Source organism: Desulfosporosinus hippei DSM 8344, assembly GCF_900100785.1.
Classification (GTDB): domain Bacteria; phylum Bacillota; class Desulfitobacteriia; order Desulfitobacteriales; family Desulfitobacteriaceae; genus Desulfosporosinus; species Desulfosporosinus hippei.
The window spans coordinates 21,570-38,323 of the sequence record NZ_FNCP01000005.1 but is presented as its reverse complement, the minus strand read 5'-3'; the positions used below and the strand labels follow the sequence as shown (position 1 = coordinate 38,323).

Below are 16,754 nucleotides of genomic sequence, written 5' to 3'. Positions count from 1 at the left end.
TGGAACAACTACACATCCACGTATAATGCACTAAACCGAGCACAGATGGGTCAGTATATGTTAACACCTGGGAAACATCATCTCAGTGTAACTTATAGAGATGGTAGTAAAGTTGTCTATCAAGCTTCAATTGATTTCACAGTTGTAGCAAAATAAATTTTTATTTTAGGTCTTCTTTAAAGGTGATTGATATGGTACAATAAATGTCGAACAGTTTTGCGGGTGTAGCTCAATGGTAGAGCACTAGCCTTCCAAGCTAGCTACGTGAGTTCGATTCTCATCACCCGCTCCATTATGTTAATAACTTTATAAGAACTCTAATAACGCCGTGTTGGGAGGTTTTACCTCACTACACGGCGTTTCTTTTGTTAATTGAGTTCGGCCCAATTTGTATTTTTTTGAAAAAATATGTATGAGAGTTGACCATTGACAAATACTAATTTAAGCCTATGATCAAAAAAGCATTTTGAGGAGGTTCTTTGTGTGGCTAAGAAAATGAAGACAATGGATGGAAATCAGGCTGCAGCAGAGGCATCGTATGCCCTGACTGAAGTCGCAACCATCTTCCCGATCACTCCATCTTCACCAATGGCTGAAGGAGTTGACGAATGGGCGGCTCATGGTAAAAAAAATATCTTTGACCAACCGGTAAGAGTAGTTGAGATGCAATCTGAGTCTGGAGCCTCAGCCGCCTTGCACGGTTCCCTTCAAGCCGGGGCTTTGACAACAACTTATACCGCTTCTCAAGGCTTGCTGCTTATGATTCCAGAAATGTATAAAATGGCAGGAAACCTCGTTCCGGCAGTCTTTCACGTCAGTGCCAGGGCTTTAGCTGCTCATGCTTTATCAATTTTTGGAGATCATCAAGATATTAATGCTGCTCGCCAAACGGGGTTTACAATGATTTGTGCTAATAATGTTCAAGAAGCAATGGATTTAGGGTTTGTTTCTCATCTTGTAGCTATTAAATCACGGGTTCCCGTTTTACACTTTTTTGACGGTTTCAGAACTTCCCATGAAGTACAAAAAATTGAGACCACAAGTTATGACGAAATTGCTAAACTTGTTGATTTCCAAAAGATCCAAGAATTTAGAGACCGGGCTTTGAATCCCAACCATCCAGTGCTTAGAGGTACCGCCCAAAATCCGGATATTTATTTTCAAGGACGCGAAGTATCTAACCCTTTCTTTGAAGCCGTTCCGGATATTGTCGAAGACTATTTTAAAGAGATCAAGAAAATAACCGGACGGGAATATCATCCCTTCCAATACTATGGTGACCCGGAAGCAGAGAATATTCTCGTCGCAATGGGTTCGGTTTGTAATACAATTGAAGAAACCATTGATTTCTTGGCTCAAAGAGGGGAGAAGGTAGGGTTAATTAAGGTACACTTATATCGCCCATTCTCCAAAAAATACTTTTTTGATGTTCTGCCCAAATCAGTTAAGAAGATAGCGGTTTTAGATCGGACTAAGGAACCGGGTTCTACAGGGGAGCCTCTTTACCTGGATTTGCTACAGATTTTTAACCATGAAACCACAAAACCGTTAATTATCGGAGGTCGCTACGGCTTAGGATCTAGGGATACAACTCCTTCACAGATTCTCGCAGCCTACCAAAATCTGAAGAAGGCTCAGCCCAAGGATCGCTTTACTATCGGCATAGTCGATGATGTGAGTCATACCTCCTTACCAATCGAGGAGACCATTGATGCATCGCCAGAAGGAACAATTCGTTGTAAATTCTGGGGACTGGGCTCTGATGGTACTGTTGGTGCAAATAAAAGCGCCATAAAAATTATCGGGGATAATACTGAGCTAAATGTTCAAGGATACTTCGAATATGATAGTAAAAAGTCCGGTGGGACAACAATTTCTCACCTCCGTTTTGGCAAGGAGTTGATCAAATCATCATATCTGGTGTTTGATGCAGATTATATAGCTTGCCATAATAAGTCGTTTATCTATCACTATGATATTTTAAAAGGATTAAAAAAAGGTGGAACCTTTGTCTTGAACTGTCCTTGGCAAGCTAAAGAATTAGAAGATCACCTGCCGGCTTATTTGAAGCGCTATATTGCCAAAAATAATATTAGTTTTTACACCATCGATGCCATATCTATTGCTCGGGATATTGGACTTGGCGGACGTATCAACATGGTTATGCAGGCTGCTTTCTTTAAATTGGCAAAAGTAATTCCAGTTGAGGAAGCAATTCAATATCTTAAAGACTCAATCGAGAAGGTCTATGGCAAAAAAGGCTCCAATATTGTTGAAATGAATTATAAGGCTGTGGATCGTGGAATTGAAGCCTTACATAAGGTAGAAGTTCCTGCTTCTTGGGCAGAGGTTCCTGATGAAGATATGCCCATTAAGGATGAACCGGATTTTGTTAAAAACATTCAAAGGCCAATGGCTCGCCATGAAGGTGAAGACTTGCCAACCAGTGCCTTTGTCGGAATAGAAGACGGTACTTTCCCCTTAAGCACAACCCGTTACGAAAAACGTGGCATTGCCGTCTATATTCCGGAATGGCAAATTGACAAGTGTATTCAATGCAACCAGTGTGCCTATGTCTGTCCCCATGCCACCATCCGCCCCTTCCTATTGGATGATAGCGAACTTGAAAAAGCACCGGATACCTTTAAGACTAAAAAGCCGATTGGTAAAGGGCTCGATGGCTACCACTATCGAATTCAGGTTGCGCCGCTCGACTGTACCGGTTGTGGAAACTGTGCCGATGTGTGCCCGGCTCCAGGTAAGGCAATCGTTATGGAAGCTGCTGACCATGAGATCGAAATGGAATCGGAAAACTGGGAATATGCCATTAACAAAGTAACCGAAAAACGTCAGCTCATGGATGTTAAAACTCTAAAAGGAAGTCAATTCGCCCGGCCGCTGCTTGAGTTCCATGGAGCTTGCCCAGGCTGCGGAGAGACACCTTATGCAAGGCTTATAACCCAGTTATATGGTGATAGAATGTTAATCGCCAATGCTACAGGCTGCTCTTCAATCTGGGGGGGGAGTGCACCATCTGTTCCTTATACGACTAACGCGGAAGGAAAAGGACCTGCCTGGATGAATCCGCTCTTTGAAGATAATGCAGAGTTTGGCTATGGCATGTATTTAGGATCTAAGCAAATCAGAGCTAAGCTTGCTCAGCTAATGCAACAAGGGCTGGAAAGTTCAATTAGCGAAAACCTTAAAGAAGCCTTCAAGGAATGGCTTGATAACATGGAGGATGGAGAGGGATCGAAGAGAGCCTCTGCTCATATACTAGAGGTTATGAAAAATGAGGATGTCGCCGGTAATCCAATTCTCTCTGAAATCAAAGAAAAGAAAGATTATCTGATCAAACCCTCTGTCTGGATTTTCGGAGGAGATGGTTTTGCCTACGACATTGGCTATAATGGACTTGATCATGTCATCGCTAGCGGGGATGATGTCAATATCTTCATTATGGATACTGAGGTATACTCCAATACAGGTGGACAATCCTCAAAAGCAACCCAAACTGCAGCCATTGCCAAATTTGCCGCAGCAGGTAAAAAAGTTCGTAAAAAGGATCTGGGTCTTATGGCGACGACCTATGGCTATGTCTATGTTGCCCAAATTGCTATGGGAGCTAATATGAATCAGACGATTAAAGCAATCGCTGAAGCGGAAAGCTATCCGGGACCGTCTATCATCATTGCTTATGCATCTTGTGTGAACCACGGAATTAAATCTGGAATGGGTACAAGCATCTTTGAGCAGAAGAAAGCAGTTGAATCAGGTTACTGGCATCTCTGGCGCTTTGACCCACGTCTTAAAGGTCAAGGGAAGAACCCGTTTATGCTGGATTCCAAAGAACCTTCCGCTTCTTTCCAAGATTTCATAAAAGGAGAGATTCGTTATTCCTCGCTCATGAATGTGTTCCCAGATGTCGCTCAAGAGATGTTCGATGTGGCAGAAGGGCATGCTAAAGAAAAATATCAGACCTTAAAGCGTTTCGCAGAAATGCAGTATTGATAAACTTTAAAAAGGATAATCTAGCTGCAAGGCATGTCATGGATTTGACATGCCTTCCTGCAATTCTCGTTACATCAAACCGAAAATAAAGCGTGTAAGAGGAAAATAAAGCGTGTAAGAGGAAAATAAAGCGTGTAAGAGGGACGGTCCTTTTAACACAAAAGTAATGTGTTAAAAGGACCGTCCCTCTTACACGTCTAACTTCTCGTTCTCTTTTGTCCTTGACCTCAACAAAAATGACTCCCGATTAAGTCAGGAGTCATTTTTGTTAGATTCTTCTTTCAGCTTTTAGGACAAGGAATTTGAGTCAACCCATTCTTTAGCATTATGGACAGATTCTTCGCTGGGGATAGGGACATTGGATTCAGGTTTGGTTTTTTCGATATGCCCGCGCCAAGCAGCTGTGTCGTGTCTTTCAATAGGGTTTGCCAAGAACTTTTCCTTTGATTTATTTTCAGCCATTACAATACCTCCTTTAAGATTCGGTCTTATTATTCCCAATTTTTTATTCTCTAATTGTGATTAATCATTCTTTTAAGATTTTTATAGATTCTCTTCAGCAATGGGGAATACTATAGAAATCTTAGTACCGATATCTTGTCTGCTCAGAACCTCCATGTGCCCGCCATGACGCTCTGTTATCCACTTGGCAATGGATAAGCCCAGTCCGGTTCCGCCGGTAGCTCTGGCCCGGGATTCGTCAGCCCGGAAGAACCTGTCAAAGATTTTCGGAACGGCATCTGAAGCAATACCAATGCCTTCATCATGAACAGTTAGTCGAGCAAAGCCACCTGCTCCGGAAACTGAAACAGTAATCCGGTTTCCGGGAGGAGTATACTTAATAGCATTGTCAATCAAGATTCGCATCGCTTGTTTGATGAGACCTTTATCTGCCTTAATAAAAACTGATGTAACACTGGAATTATATTCGTGTCCGCTGTCGATCATCTGGGTTTCGCGCAGTACTTCTAAAGCAAGAAGGGACAGCTCAAAATGATCTATTTGCAAAGCCATGGTGTTGTTGTCCCCTCGTGCCAGAAACAAGAGCTGTTCCACTAATCCCTTCATATTCGCAGTTTCTGCTTTAATGGCATCAATAGATTCCTGCAGAGCCTTTTCATCATTCTTTCCCCAGCGATCTAGCAGATTGGCATACCCCTGAATAACAGAAATGGGCGTTCTAAGCTCGTGAGAGGCATCAGATACAAAGCGAACTTGGGAACGATAGGATGCGTTGATTCTATCCAGCATGTCGTTAATAGCTCCGGCGAGAGTCTTTAATTCACTCTGGGTATCGTTTACTGAGATTCTCGTATCCAGCCGGCTAACATTAATATCATCTAGTTTGCCTGCCAGAACTGCTAACTGTTGAGGAGTAAAAGTACCGTCAGTATTGAGGTTTTGTGCAGTTTCAGCTAATTCTTCTATAGGTCTGAGAGCCCTGCGTATGGTTCCTGCCCCTGAAGAAATGCTGCCCAGCAACATCAAAATCTCCAGAATCAGTAGTAAAACAAATATCCCTAAAAATATTATTAGGGTTTCTTTAAGGCTGATGGAAATAAGATAAGTGCGTCCGTCAGCATCGATTGTCACATTATAAAGGATACCCTCTGAGTGCCGCCAAGAGTCCATGCTTTCTGATTCTGGGATGTGCACACTTCTTGAGCCGGTGATAACTTTGTTGGGGAGAATTTTTTGAATGAAATTAGGAATTCTAAACCCTTCCTGTTCTTCTGTCAGGAGTGACACGCTGTAGCCCTGGAGTTTAAGCCAGCTATCCGCATCTTCTGAGGGCAGTCCGCTTTGATTGAGCAATTGGGCGGCATTGGTGACAGTCATCTCGGTGCGCACAATTACTGCTGCCACCGACGCAAAGCATAGAAATACATTAATTGTTAGGAATATAACAACTAAACGTAGAAAAAGTCTTATATTAAGCTTCCATACTAAGGAAAATCGTATTTTATTACCAATACCGTTAGTAGAAGTGCTCGACGGTTCATTTTTCATCTTTAATCACATATCCCACTCCTCTTACAGTATGAATTAACTTCGTATCAAACACCTCGTCAATTTTTCCACGCAGAAAACGAACGTAAACATCAACAGCATTGGTTTCTCCGGAAAAATCAAAGCCCCATACATTTTCAAGCAATGTTTCACGAGAAATGACTAACCCTTTATTTTTCAAGAGATAGTGCAGGAGGTCAAATTCACGTTTAGTTAAATCAATAGGTATGCCCATCATGGTAACTGTGCGGCGGCCAGTGTCTAATTGTAGACCGGAGGCAGACAACACCAATTCCTCAGGTATGCTTTTTCTAAGAGCTGTACGGATGCGGGCAAGAAGCTCCTCAATAGCAAAAGGTTTGGTGATATAATCACTTGCCCCGCTGTCTAGACCGGATACTTTATCCATGACACTGTCTCTGGCAGTTAGCATGATAATAGGAACTGAGGAAGTGCGGCGAATTCTACGCAGCACTTCCATGCCGCTTAGCTGAGGCAGCATAACATCAAGTAAAATGAGGTCGAACTCGCCGGTTTCAGCGAGTTCAAGCCCTGTTCGGCCATCGAAGGCCTTTTTTGTAGTATATCCCTCATAACCAAGCTCAAGCTCGACAAATCGGGCAATCTTTTCTTCATCTTCGATAATTAATATTTTCGAACTCATCAAAGCCCCGCCATTTCTCGTAGATTCTTTGACTATTTATTCATTGACTTTTTAAGATTCTCGGCAGCGTCTGCAGCACTATTCATCACCTGGTTGACTGTTCTTCCCTTAAAGTCCGGTCCGTGGAAGCGATAGCGAAAACCAAAGAAAAACCCAAGTATCATAAGTGGAATAGTAATCCAGAAAGCGAATATCAGCAGTAAAGCAAGGACTGTGACGGGTAAAACTGCTTTGCTTTCCTCGCCCTTTAGCACTTCTAAGGAATTAGCATTACCTCTCTGAATTAAGTTCAAACAAAATTTCCAAATCCCTTTCACAGTAGCCATAAAAGTCTTTCCGCTTTGATTAGTTTTATGCTTATCCCAGTAAGCGTCTTTGCAGGCTACAGCGCTAATATCTATTGTTTTATGGCTGCTATAGTAACCTCCTCCAGTAGGTGGAGTTAGTTTTCCCAGTTTCTCTAAATGGATTATGGCCTCAAGCAAATCTCCGTTTGAAGCATCCAGAGCAGATTTAGCCTCATCGTAACTTATATTTCCCATTGAGCGTAGTTTTTCCACTTGTTCTAGGGTAGTCATTAATTTGTTCCTCCTAATGTTTTTTGTTTATTGAGTCAGATGACTATGGATTTATAATAACCCAAAAAACTTCAAGAAGAATTTGCTTATTATTAAAATTGCATTAAAAAAATTCTATCCCATAATCCTTTTCGTTTCAATAGAAAAGAGCACTCCTTGGGACGCTGATTTATGCTATAATTATACGAATTTAATCGGAAGAGGTAGAGATAAATCCCATCTGTGACTAACTTCAGTGATCCTTCAAAGTGATTCCTCTGGTGCTTTAGAGGTTCATTAAATTTGGGATGAGAACGTAATAGAACAGTAATATATTTTGACAATAAGGATAGAATCTCTACTGATGCCGGTAGAATTAAGAAGAATAATTTAGGTTAGCATGGAGGGGAATCTAATGAATCAGTCAGCACTGGTCGTATTCAGTGGCGGACAAGATAGTACTACTTGCCTTTTTTGGGCAATGAAAACCTTTGAAAGAGTGGAAGCAGTCACCTTCAACTATAATCAAAGACATAAGAGTGAGATTGATTGTGCGAGGAAAATAGCTGAAGAGTTTAACATAGCGCATATGGTAATTGATATGAGTTTACTTAACCAGTTGGCTCCGAATGCACTAACCAGAACTGAGCTGGAAATTAAGACCGGCGAAGACGGGCAACCACCTACCACATTTGTGGACGGACGCAACTTATTGTTCCTTTCATTCGCAGCGGTTGTGGCAAAGCAAAAAGGTATTAAACATATTGTTACAGGCGTTTGTGAGACAGACTTTAGTGGTTACCCTGATTGTCGTGATATCTTTATTAAATCCTTGAATGTTACATTAAACTTAGCAATGGATTATTCCTTTGTCATAGATACGCCGTTGATGTGGATTGATAAGGCTGAGACTTGGGAATTGGCTGATCAATTAGGACACCTAGAATACGTACAGAAGAATACATTAACTTGTTATAACGGTATTATGGGAGAAGGGTGTGGCGATTGTCCTGCTTGTAAGTTGCGAAATGCCGGACTGAAGAAATATTTGGATAAAAAAGAGCAGTCAAGTTGAGGAAGTATCTTTATTCTTAATGGTTTTTGCTTATTTAAGGTGCTAATGTTCTCGGAGGGTATTTTTGGTTATTGATTCTCTTCAAAGATAAAAAGGTGAACTATCCACTAGACTTCTCCACCCAAATGTAGATGATTTCCTATTACTACATAAAGTAGCTGTTCTTTGGGCTTTACAATTTGACGATTCGCCCCTTATAATTAATGTTTAAGAAGTTATTTAGGAATTCTTTGCTGAGTTCAATTTTCTCACGGATCTACTAAATGCTATAATAAAAGTATCTAAAGAATATCCATGGATTCGCCTGCGCTCTTGAACAACTGTTTTTATTTTGGGCATATATTGAAGTAGGAGGAGAACATTAGTGGCAGAAAAAAGCTTACCTTTTAACACTCAACGGTTAGAAACAATCATTGAAGAATACGGTTCCCCGTTTCATATCTATGATGAAGGGGCCATTCGAAAAAATGCCCGTAAATTGATAGATGCCTTCAGCTGGGCTCCAGAGTTCAAAGAGTACTTTGCAGTTAAAGCAACACCTAACCCTTATATCCTTAAAGTTTTAAGGGAGGAAGGGTTTGGAGCGGATTGCAGTTCCTTGGCAGAGCTTATTTTAGCAGAAAAGGCTAGAATTTTTGATGAAAATATTATGTTTACATCCAATAATACTCCTTTGAACGAGTATAATAAGGCCCTAGAACTAGGTGCAATCATAAATCTCGATGATTTCTCTCATATTGATTACTTAGACAAAAATGTGGGCCTGCCAAAGATCTTATCATTTCGCTATAATCCCGGTCGACTTCGGGACGGTGGAAATGCGATTATAGGGAAGCCTGCTGATGCTAAATATGGCTTAACCAAGGATCAAATTTTTGAAGCATATCGTGTTGCCCAAGAAAAAGGAGTAGAACGCTTTGGGATCCACACGATGATTATATCTAACGAACTGGATGCTAAGTATTTTATTGAGACTGCCACAATGATGTTTAAGCTTATTGGAGAAATATACGAGAAGTTAGGGATTAGAATAGAATTTGTAAATTTAGGCGGGGGTATTGGAATCCCTTATCGTCCAGAGCAAGAACCCGTAAACCTGGATGTTGTAAGTCAAGGGATTAAAAAGGCTTATGACAAATTTATTGTTGAAAAAGGATTAGATCCTTTAAAGATCGCTATGGAAAGCGGACGGATGATCTTGGGCCCTTATGGTTATTTAGTAACAAAGGTATTGCATAAGAAGGAAATCTACAAAAACTACGTAGGCGTAGATGCCTGTATGGCAAACTTAATGCGACCTGCTCTCTATGGCGCTTATCATCATATAACCGTTATGGGAAAAGAGGATTGGCCCTGTGACTATATTTACGATGTAACAGGGGGACTTTGTGAGAACAACGACAAATTTGCCATAGATAGAGCCTTGCCCAGAATGGATGTTGATGATATCGTGGTTATTCATGATGCAGGTGCACATGGTCATGCCATGGGATTTAACTATAATGGTAAACTTCGCTCGGCTGAGTTGCTTCTCAAGGAAGATGGCAGTGTTGAACTGATTCGACGGGCGGAGACCCTTGAGGATCTTTTTGCAACATTGGATTTTGCAGGACTTGAAGATTAAGAAGGTGGTCTCTCCCTTAACACGATGGAGACTAAGTTAATCAGAAGCTAAAAACAAGATGGTTAAGCGCATATGCTTAACCATCTTGTTTGTTAAATAAAAGAGTTTTTCGGAGCTAGAAGTATTATGTTTAAATCTAGACCTAAGTAAGCTAGATACATTTTATGAAAAAACACTGGTGCCGCCTAATGTTTCATCTACATTTTTTTTAATAAATTTGCATGTAATGCTTCGTCACGAATAATATCTCCAATACTTGGGAAGTCAGCGACAAGTTGGGAATACCCCTCTACGGCCTTGAGTTCTCCTTTTTCTAGCAATTTAAGCGTAAATCGAGACCCTAGAATTTTGTACAGGTTAGTAACTACTATGGCCTTAAAATTACTGGCCTGCAAAGTTTCATTGGTATATTTCTTTAGGATACTTGCATGTTTTCCTTCATCTGCGGCAATTCTCAGAAAGGTTTTTTTACTGTTTTTGTCGTCTACGGCTTCAGCCAATCTGCGATATACCATTACGGCATCCAGCTCCCCTTGCTGAGCTTTTATGAGCTGCACTTTCTTGTTTGTCGGAATTTCAGTGGACGGTGGGGTTTGCATTTTCATAACTCTCCCTTTTAAATCATATAGAAAAAGCTCAGTTTGATATTAGTGCAAGCAAATTTATATTAGTAATTATAATACAAATTTTATCAAGAACGAATATGCTTGTCAATTAATATTGATAATAATAAACTAAGTTTTTAAACACTAAATTAAGACTAAGACTAAGACTAAGACTAAGACGGTCTTGACATTAGTACAGTTATCCTAGATGAGATTAGGTTCTGAAAATTAGCAGGAATAGATGCTTAATTGTCGAAAAGATAAGGAAACTTAAGGGAAGAAAAGAGATGTCAGTTTTTGAAAAGGAATTTTGTCAATAAATCGTTTAAACACAAATTAAGAGCTACCTATACAATGCTAATGTTTATTGTTCTAGTTTTAATATGTACTTTTTTATATTATCAAGTAGACAACATCATTAAACCCTTGATAAGTCATATCGGGTTACAGGTTGTTGATGGGGAAGCCCGATATCTTGGCGAACGGTTTAATAACCAGGCAAATATGTTAGAGCAGCTTGCTAGTACAGAAACCTTCAAAAAAGGTCAATACCCAAGTGTTAAAAAAGAAATTGATAAGCAAATGAATCGAAATGATTTATGGTCAGCTATGAAATACAGGTGGGTAACTGGTGAAGAGTATGCCCATAACCCTGGTAATCTTAAGGATGCTGATTTTGCAAAGCAATTGTTAGCGGGAGATAAATTGACCTTGATCTCTAAACCCGTTTTTGATGAAAATGACGCAGAATATGTTACTTACATAGGTACAAAGGTAATAGATGACGTTGGTAATCTAAAGGGATCAATCATTATTAATATTCCCATCGAAAAATTAATGGGATCATTTGTTGAAGAGAAAATGAGCAAATTCACTGAAATGTGGATACTTGACTCAAACGGCAAAGCTATTATAAATCCTAATTTAGAAAAACCTTCGCCATCTATTGAAAACTTTAAAGATCTAGTAACTTTACACTCTTCAGGAGAATTAAAAATTACCCAAGAAGATAGAGTCAATTATCTTATTTACGCTAAAATACCTAATTCTGAGGGTTTATATTTAGCAATTGGAATAGAACACAGTGAATCATTAGAGGCAATGAGATTTTTATTATTCTTAATTATTGTCGGTGCAGTGGTGGCATGTCTCTTTATTTTCATTGCGGCTAATAAAATGACAACTGTAATGACAAAACCCTTGACTCGTATGGTCGAAATTATCCAGCACTCTGATGGTACGAATCTTATTGAAATCCCCTTAGACCTAAAAGCCAGCAAAGATGAAATCGGGATACTTGCCAATACCATTGACGAAATGGCTAGCAATATTCGAAACAATGTCCAGGCCCTTAACAACGAAATTAAAGAACGACAGCGTGCTGAAGCTGAGTTAATACGTTTGAATGTGGAACTGGAGTGTCGGGTAAAAGACCGCACTCTAGCTTTAACAGAGGTCACGAATAATTTAGCTATTTCGGAAGATAGATTTAGAATTGCCATGGAAGCCTCGCATATAGGGCTCTATGATTCTAATTGCAACAATAATGTTTTGGTGGTTAATGGGATTTTCCTGAACTTAATTAATGCACCTGGGTATCAGCAAGGCCTCATCAAGGAGAGCGATTGGGTTCAGTTTCAAGGACAATTAGAGGATTATGTTTACGATAAAGATCTTTCCAATTTTACCCCGTTTCGGGAAGAGAACTTACCAATGATAGGCGAAGACTTTTATACTGAGGTGCGATTAAAGGCAGACCCGAATAGTTGGTTTTCCTTTATAGGACAAGTAATTGAAAGAGATGAGCTGGGAAACGTACAAAGGTTCATAGGAGTGCTTCAAAATATCACGGAACGAAAAAGGATAGAAGTTGAACTAAAGGCTGCTATGGAAGAAGCGGAAGAAGCTAGTCAGGCAAAAAGTCAGTTCCTTGCCAATATGAGTCATGAAATTAGAACACCCATGAATGCTATTATGGGGCTGACCCATTTATTAAGACAATCGGATTTAAAGGACACTCAGAAGAGTTATGTTTTAAAGACTGAAGAAGCATCAAAAGCATTGCTACGAATCATCAATGATATTTTAGATTTCTCAAAAATTGAGGCCGGGAAACTAGAAATAGAAATGATTCAGTTTAATTTAGATAAAGTTCTGGAGAATATATCAAATTTATATACAATTTCTGCAACTAATAAAGGAATTGACATAAATCTTGACAGAGGAGAAGCAGTACCGGATGAGTTGATTGGTGACCCATTTCGCTTAGAACAAATTTTATCGAATTTAATCACTAACGCTATAAAATTTACAGATCAGGGAGAGGTCAATGTTTCCGTAAGAGTTTTCGAAGAAACCGAAGACAAAGTTAAGTTGCATTTTAGGGTAACGGATACAGGGATTGGAATTAAAGAGGAGCATATAGGCAGACTATTCACGGCATTTACCCAGGCAGATGGCTCAACAACCAGAAAATATGGCGGGACTGGGCTTGGTTTAACCATTTCAAAACAATTAGTCGAACTAATGGATGGGGAGATTTGGGTCGAAAGTGTCTATGGAGAAGGTGCCAGCTTTGAAGTTCTTCTCCAATTTAAGAAGGACTCGGCTCTAATAAAACCTAACTTTGCAGACTATCCTGATTTACGAGGGAAAAAAGTACTAGTTGTCGATCATAATAAAACGTCCCTAGTAATTCTTGAAAGAATGCTTTGCTCTTTCTCCTTAGAGGTAACAGCCCTAAATAATCCGTTTGAAGCCATTGAACTGATGCATCAGATAGATTTTGATTTGCTCGTATTAGATTATAATCTGCCTGATTTGTCAGGAATAGAGATGTATAAGAGGTTAGTAGCAAATACCGAAATTACTTTGCCAAAAACAATTTTTGTAAGTGCCGCCGGAAGAGAAAGTTATTATACTCAAGCAAATCAATTGGGGATCAAATATTTCTTGGTAAAGCCTATTAACCAATCCCTTATGTTTGATGCAGTCATGAATGCTCTAAAAGGGAGAGAGTGGAGTCAGGCCAATAGGATACACAATGAAGAAGTTCAATCAAAGTATCGAGGGGAGCTGACAGGCAAACGCCTATTGCTTGTTGAAGATAACGAAATTAATCAACTAGTTGCGAAGGATATTCTAGAGCAAGCCGGTATCCATGTCAGCATTGCCGATAATGGTCAGGAAGCTCTTAAATATGTTCATGGGAATAGATATGATGCTGTTTTAATGGATGTGCAAATGCCTATTATGGATGGATATAGAGCCACAGAGATTCTAAGGGAAAGCTATTCAAGCGAGGAATTGCCTATTATAGCTATGACGGCCAATGCCCTTAGAGGGGATCGGGAAAAAAGCATTGAAGCAGGAATGAATGATTACATTTCCAAGCCTATCGATCCAATACTATTGTTTGAGACCCTTGAAAAATGGCTGGTAGGTAAGAATACGAAAAGCCTTGGAACGCATGCTCCTCAAAGGATGGAAATATTAGATTATGAAAGAACCCTTAGTCGATTGGGTAATAAACAAGAATTCTATTCTGGCTTATTAAAGAAATACTCGGATAGCTACAGCTACCTAGCCGAAGATCTTACGGCAATGAGGATGAATCATCAACATGAAGATGCTAAGCGATTGATTCACAGTCTTAAAAGTGTTAGCGGAAATATAGGGGCAATTAAGCTCAGCACTTTTATCATTCAGCTAGAAGAAGACTATGAGTCCTACAAGGAACAGGATTTGGCGCAAAAGCTTGATGAACTTTCCAGATTAAACTTAGAACTAATTGAGACTATTAACGGGATCATTTCGGTCAAGGATCCCAAGAAAAATCTGCTAAGTTCCCATTTTGATCTTGATGATGCCTTATCTAAACTAGCCGAGGCTTTGGAAAAAGCTCGTGCTAAAGAAATAAAAGATATCATGAGTGAGCTTGGTTCTAATTCTCAAGAATTGCCCTTTAGTACACAAATAAACGAGATAAAAAAACTGGTCAATCGCTACCGCTATAAAGAGGCTAAGGTTATGGTTCAAGAATTACTGAACCTGATAAAGGAGCAGAGCCATGAGTAGACAAAGGACTATCATGATAGTTGATGATACGGAAATGAATATTGATATTCTGGTTGAAGCACTCCAAGATGATTATGAATTGATTATTGCCATTAATGGGGTAGAGGCCATGGAACTTCTTGAAGGGCAAAAACCAGATTTAATTCTCCTCGATATTATGATGCCTGAGATGGATGGGTATGAAGTTTTACGGACACTTAAGAAGTCCCCTGACTTGGAGAATATACCTGTCATTTTACTCTCAGCAATTACCGATAGTGATTCAAAGACCAAAGGATTTACCTTAGGAGCAGTAGATTATGTTACTAAGCCCTTTGAGATTGTCGAAGTAAAAGCCCGAGTTAGAACGCAACTGAAGATTGAAGAAGCCCGACTGCTCTTGGAAAATCAGAATCAGTATTTAGAAGAAAAGGTTAAGGAGAGAACGAAACTCCTCGAAAGAACAAACTCTGCCGCTATATACTGTCTTGCTGCAGTAGCAGAGACTAGGGATCCGGAAACTGGGGAACATATCAAAAGAACTCAAGGATACATCAAAGAATTGGCCTTAGAACTGCAGGGTATCGACAAATATAAAGGAATTCTAACCAACGACTATATTGAACTCTTATATCAATCAGCCCCCTTACATGACATTGGTAAAGTGGGGGTTCGGGACAGCATTCTTTTGAAACCAGGACGCTTAACCGAGGAAGAATTCGAAGAGATGAAGAAACACACAATTTATGGTGGAGAATCCCTCATGGTTGGAATCAAAGAATTAGGCGAGGATTCCTTCCTAACCCTAGCCAAGGAAATTGCTCTAACACACCATGAAAAATGGGATGGATCAGGATATCCTAGGGGCTTAGCCAAAACAGAAATTCCAATCTCAGGTAGACTAATGGCAGTCAGTGATGTGTATGATGCCTTGATAAGTAAGAGAATCTATAAAAATGCCTTTACCCATGATGAAGCGAAAGAGATTATCCTGGAGGGCAGAGGAACACATTTTGACCCGGATATTGTGGATGCTTTTATAAGAAAAGAGGCAAGATTTATTGAGATCATGGAGAAATTTTTGTCCTGACGAATAACATAAGGTGGATGAGTTAAATTATGGGATACAACGTAGCAGACATCATTGAAAAAGCAGTCAATATTGCAGTTCGCCGTAGAGCTGTGTACGAAAAGATAGGTCAGGATAAGGCGGAAATCTTATCAATTAAAATATTGACTAAGGTTTTAAGCAAAGAGGTTAACAAGACAATAGAGTATTACGAGGCTTTATTAAACTTAGTTAATGATAGGGATTTCGAAGAAATAGATTTTTCAATTTATGATAAGATTTCTTTCCTGATTAATGACTTTAATAATCGTATTAATACTGAAAATGTAACGAATGCACGAGAGTTATTGAACTTTTCTCTGGAAATGGAGAAAGCAGTTTATTCCTTATTTCTAGATATTCAAGGGAGATTTGTAAAGACCGGTGATGATGTTCGCACAAATACCTATCGAATACTAACAGATATGATTGAAAATAAAGCTAAGCATATTGAAATGTTGGAGCAACTTCGAGAGTGATCAATTACTAATTTTTAAGAGAGCTGCAGCTTGTATGGCATTAGTAAGCATTTCTCTCCAGGATTTAAATTGAGTAGTCTTGGCTATATGGGCATCAATTTCCTTATCAGGAATAGAATCATAATCTTCTTCAGAATTTATCACAAATCCGCCTGAGGCTAATAATTCTTCGATTGATTTAAATTCTGTATACTGTCTCATAAATTCTGCTGGAAATAGATCATTGAATGCTGTACCTGCTAAAACATCTGCGGCTTTCTTTTGTAGATGGGATTCACTTTCTAAATCATTATAGTATTCCATAATAGCACCTCTCTTTTGGGTAGTAGTTAAGTTATGTTTCATCAATAAGTCAAAAATTTAAGCAAATGTAGCATTCACCAATTTGACATTCATTAACAGGGAATATAGCAAGAAGAGCCAGTCTGTGATAGGACCTTAATACAATGAACATGGTCAGGATTGTTGAAAAAAATCCTGACCATGTTCATGTAGGGGATATATTCTTAATTTAAGGGCTGATTCCTAATTCTGTGGGTTCAACATAAGTTCAGGGATGCAGAGT

At 39.4% G+C, this 16,754-nt stretch carries 12 protein-coding genes and 1 tRNA gene; 7 read left to right on the top strand and 6 right to left on the bottom strand.

Annotation, left to right across the window (positions count from 1 at the left end):
* Nucleotides 1-218: 218 nt before the first annotated feature.
* A tRNA-Gly gene (locus tag BLS16_RS05940) sits at nucleotides 219-292 on the top strand.
* A 191-nt stretch (nucleotides 293-483) separates the two neighbouring features.
* Nucleotides 484-4,011, top strand: coding sequence for a pyruvate:ferredoxin (flavodoxin) oxidoreductase (gene nifJ, locus BLS16_RS05935; RefSeq protein ID WP_092331141.1), 3,528 nt, complete (start codon nucleotides 484-486; stop codon nucleotides 4,009-4,011).
* Nucleotides 4,012-4,299: 288 nt separating this feature from the next.
* Here nifJ and BLS16_RS05930 read toward each other — a convergent pair whose 3' ends face one another.
* The 4 genes from BLS16_RS05930 to BLS16_RS05915 all read right to left on the bottom strand — a co-directional run bounded on the left by BLS16_RS05930 (nucleotide 4,300) and on the right by BLS16_RS05915 (nucleotide 7,263).
* Entirely contained in the window at nucleotides 4,300-4,473 is a 174-nt protein-coding gene (locus BLS16_RS05930) for a CDIF630_02480 family spore surface protein (RefSeq protein WP_014904322.1), read from the bottom strand.
* Between the two features lie 81 nt (nucleotides 4,474-4,554).
* Nucleotides 4,555-6,021 (bottom strand): sensor histidine kinase, encoded by a 1,467-nt coding sequence (locus BLS16_RS05925; RefSeq protein ID WP_092331139.1) that lies wholly within the window; start codon nucleotides 6,019-6,021, stop codon nucleotides 4,555-4,557.
* Entirely contained in the window at nucleotides 6,011-6,685 is a 675-nt protein-coding gene (locus BLS16_RS05920; RefSeq protein ID WP_034599807.1) for a response regulator transcription factor, read from the bottom strand. Before BLS16_RS05920 ends, BLS16_RS05925 begins: the two co-directional genes overlap by 11 nt.
* A 32-nt stretch (nucleotides 6,686-6,717) precedes the next feature.
* Nucleotides 6,718-7,263, bottom strand: coding sequence for a UBA domain-containing protein (locus BLS16_RS05915; RefSeq protein ID WP_092331136.1), 546 nt, complete (start codon nucleotides 7,261-7,263; stop codon nucleotides 6,718-6,720).
* A gap of 379 nt (nucleotides 7,264-7,642) precedes the next feature.
* On the opposite strand from BLS16_RS05915, the gene queC reads away from it, so the two are divergent.
* Both queC and lysA read left to right on the top strand, forming a co-directional pair.
* Nucleotides 7,643-8,317, top strand: a complete 675-nt coding sequence (queC, locus tag BLS16_RS05910; protein ID WP_143015511.1) for a 7-cyano-7-deazaguanine synthase QueC — start codon at nucleotides 7,643-7,645, stop codon at nucleotides 8,315-8,317.
* Between the two features lie 364 nt (nucleotides 8,318-8,681).
* On the top strand, nucleotides 8,682-9,941 hold the full coding sequence (gene lysA / locus BLS16_RS05905) for a diaminopimelate decarboxylase (protein WP_092331131.1): 1,260 nt from the start codon (nucleotides 8,682-8,684) through the stop codon (nucleotides 9,939-9,941).
* Nucleotides 9,942-10,138: 197 nt separating this feature from the next.
* On the opposite strand, the gene BLS16_RS05900 is transcribed toward lysA, so the two are convergent.
* The gene (locus BLS16_RS05900; RefSeq protein WP_176786083.1) at nucleotides 10,139-10,540 is read right to left on the bottom strand and encodes a ferritin family protein; all 402 of its coding nucleotides are present in this window, start codon (nucleotides 10,538-10,540) and stop codon (nucleotides 10,139-10,141) included.
* Nucleotides 10,541-10,843: 303 nt separating this feature from the next.
* On the opposite strand from BLS16_RS05900, the gene BLS16_RS05895 reads away from it, so the two are divergent.
* Genes BLS16_RS05895 through BLS16_RS05885 form a run of 3 tightly spaced genes read left to right on the top strand, consistent with a single transcriptional unit; the run spans nucleotide 10,844 to nucleotide 16,189 of the window.
* Nucleotides 10,844-14,623, top strand: coding sequence for a response regulator (locus BLS16_RS05895; protein ID WP_092331126.1), 3,780 nt, complete (start codon nucleotides 10,844-10,846; stop codon nucleotides 14,621-14,623).
* On the top strand, nucleotides 14,616-15,692 hold the full coding sequence (locus tag BLS16_RS05890; RefSeq protein ID WP_092331124.1) for an HD-GYP domain-containing protein: 1,077 nt from the start codon (nucleotides 14,616-14,618) through the stop codon (nucleotides 15,690-15,692). Before BLS16_RS05895 ends, BLS16_RS05890 begins: the two co-directional genes overlap by 8 nt.
* Nucleotides 15,693-15,721: 29 nt before the next feature.
* Nucleotides 15,722-16,189, top strand: coding sequence for a hypothetical protein (locus tag BLS16_RS05885; RefSeq protein WP_092331121.1), 468 nt, complete (start codon nucleotides 15,722-15,724; stop codon nucleotides 16,187-16,189).
* Here the strand turns inward: BLS16_RS05885 and BLS16_RS05880 are convergent, their stop codons facing one another.
* A complete protein-coding gene (locus BLS16_RS05880; RefSeq protein WP_092331119.1) occupies nucleotides 16,190-16,492 on the bottom strand; it encodes a hypothetical protein in 303 nt (100 codons plus the stop codon). It lies immediately after the preceding gene.
* Between the last annotated feature and the right edge of the window lie 262 nt (nucleotides 16,493-16,754).

Excerpts from the sequence above, each read along its gene's own strand:
- BLS16_RS05920 (WP_034599807.1), bottom strand. The coding sequence starts at position 6,685 with ATGAGTTCGAAAATATTAATTATCGAAGATGAAGAAAAGATTGCCCGA.
- BLS16_RS05890 (WP_092331124.1), top strand. The coding sequence starts at position 14,616 with ATGAGTAGACAAAGGACTATCATGATAGTTGATGATACGGAAATGAAT.
- queC (WP_143015511.1), top strand. The coding sequence starts at position 7,643 with ATGGAGGGGAATCTAATGAATCAGTCAGCACTGGTCGTATTCAGTGGC.
- BLS16_RS05880 (WP_092331119.1), bottom strand. The coding sequence starts at position 16,492 with ATGGAATACTATAATGATTTAGAAAGTGAATCCCATCTACAAAAGAAA.
- BLS16_RS05925 (WP_092331139.1), bottom strand. The coding sequence starts at position 6,021 with ATGAAAAATGAACCGTCGAGCACTTCTACTAACGGTATTGGTAATAAA.
- BLS16_RS05915 (WP_092331136.1), bottom strand. The coding sequence starts at position 7,263 with ATGACTACCCTAGAACAAGTGGAAAAACTACGCTCAATGGGAAATATA.
- BLS16_RS05900 (WP_176786083.1), bottom strand. The coding sequence starts at position 10,540 with ATGCAAACCCCACCGTCCACTGAAATTCCGACAAACAAGAAAGTGCAG.
- BLS16_RS05930 (WP_014904322.1), bottom strand. The coding sequence starts at position 4,473 with ATGGCTGAAAATAAATCAAAGGAAAAGTTCTTGGCAAACCCTATTGAA.
- BLS16_RS05885 (WP_092331121.1), top strand. The coding sequence starts at position 15,722 with ATGGGATACAACGTAGCAGACATCATTGAAAAAGCAGTCAATATTGCA.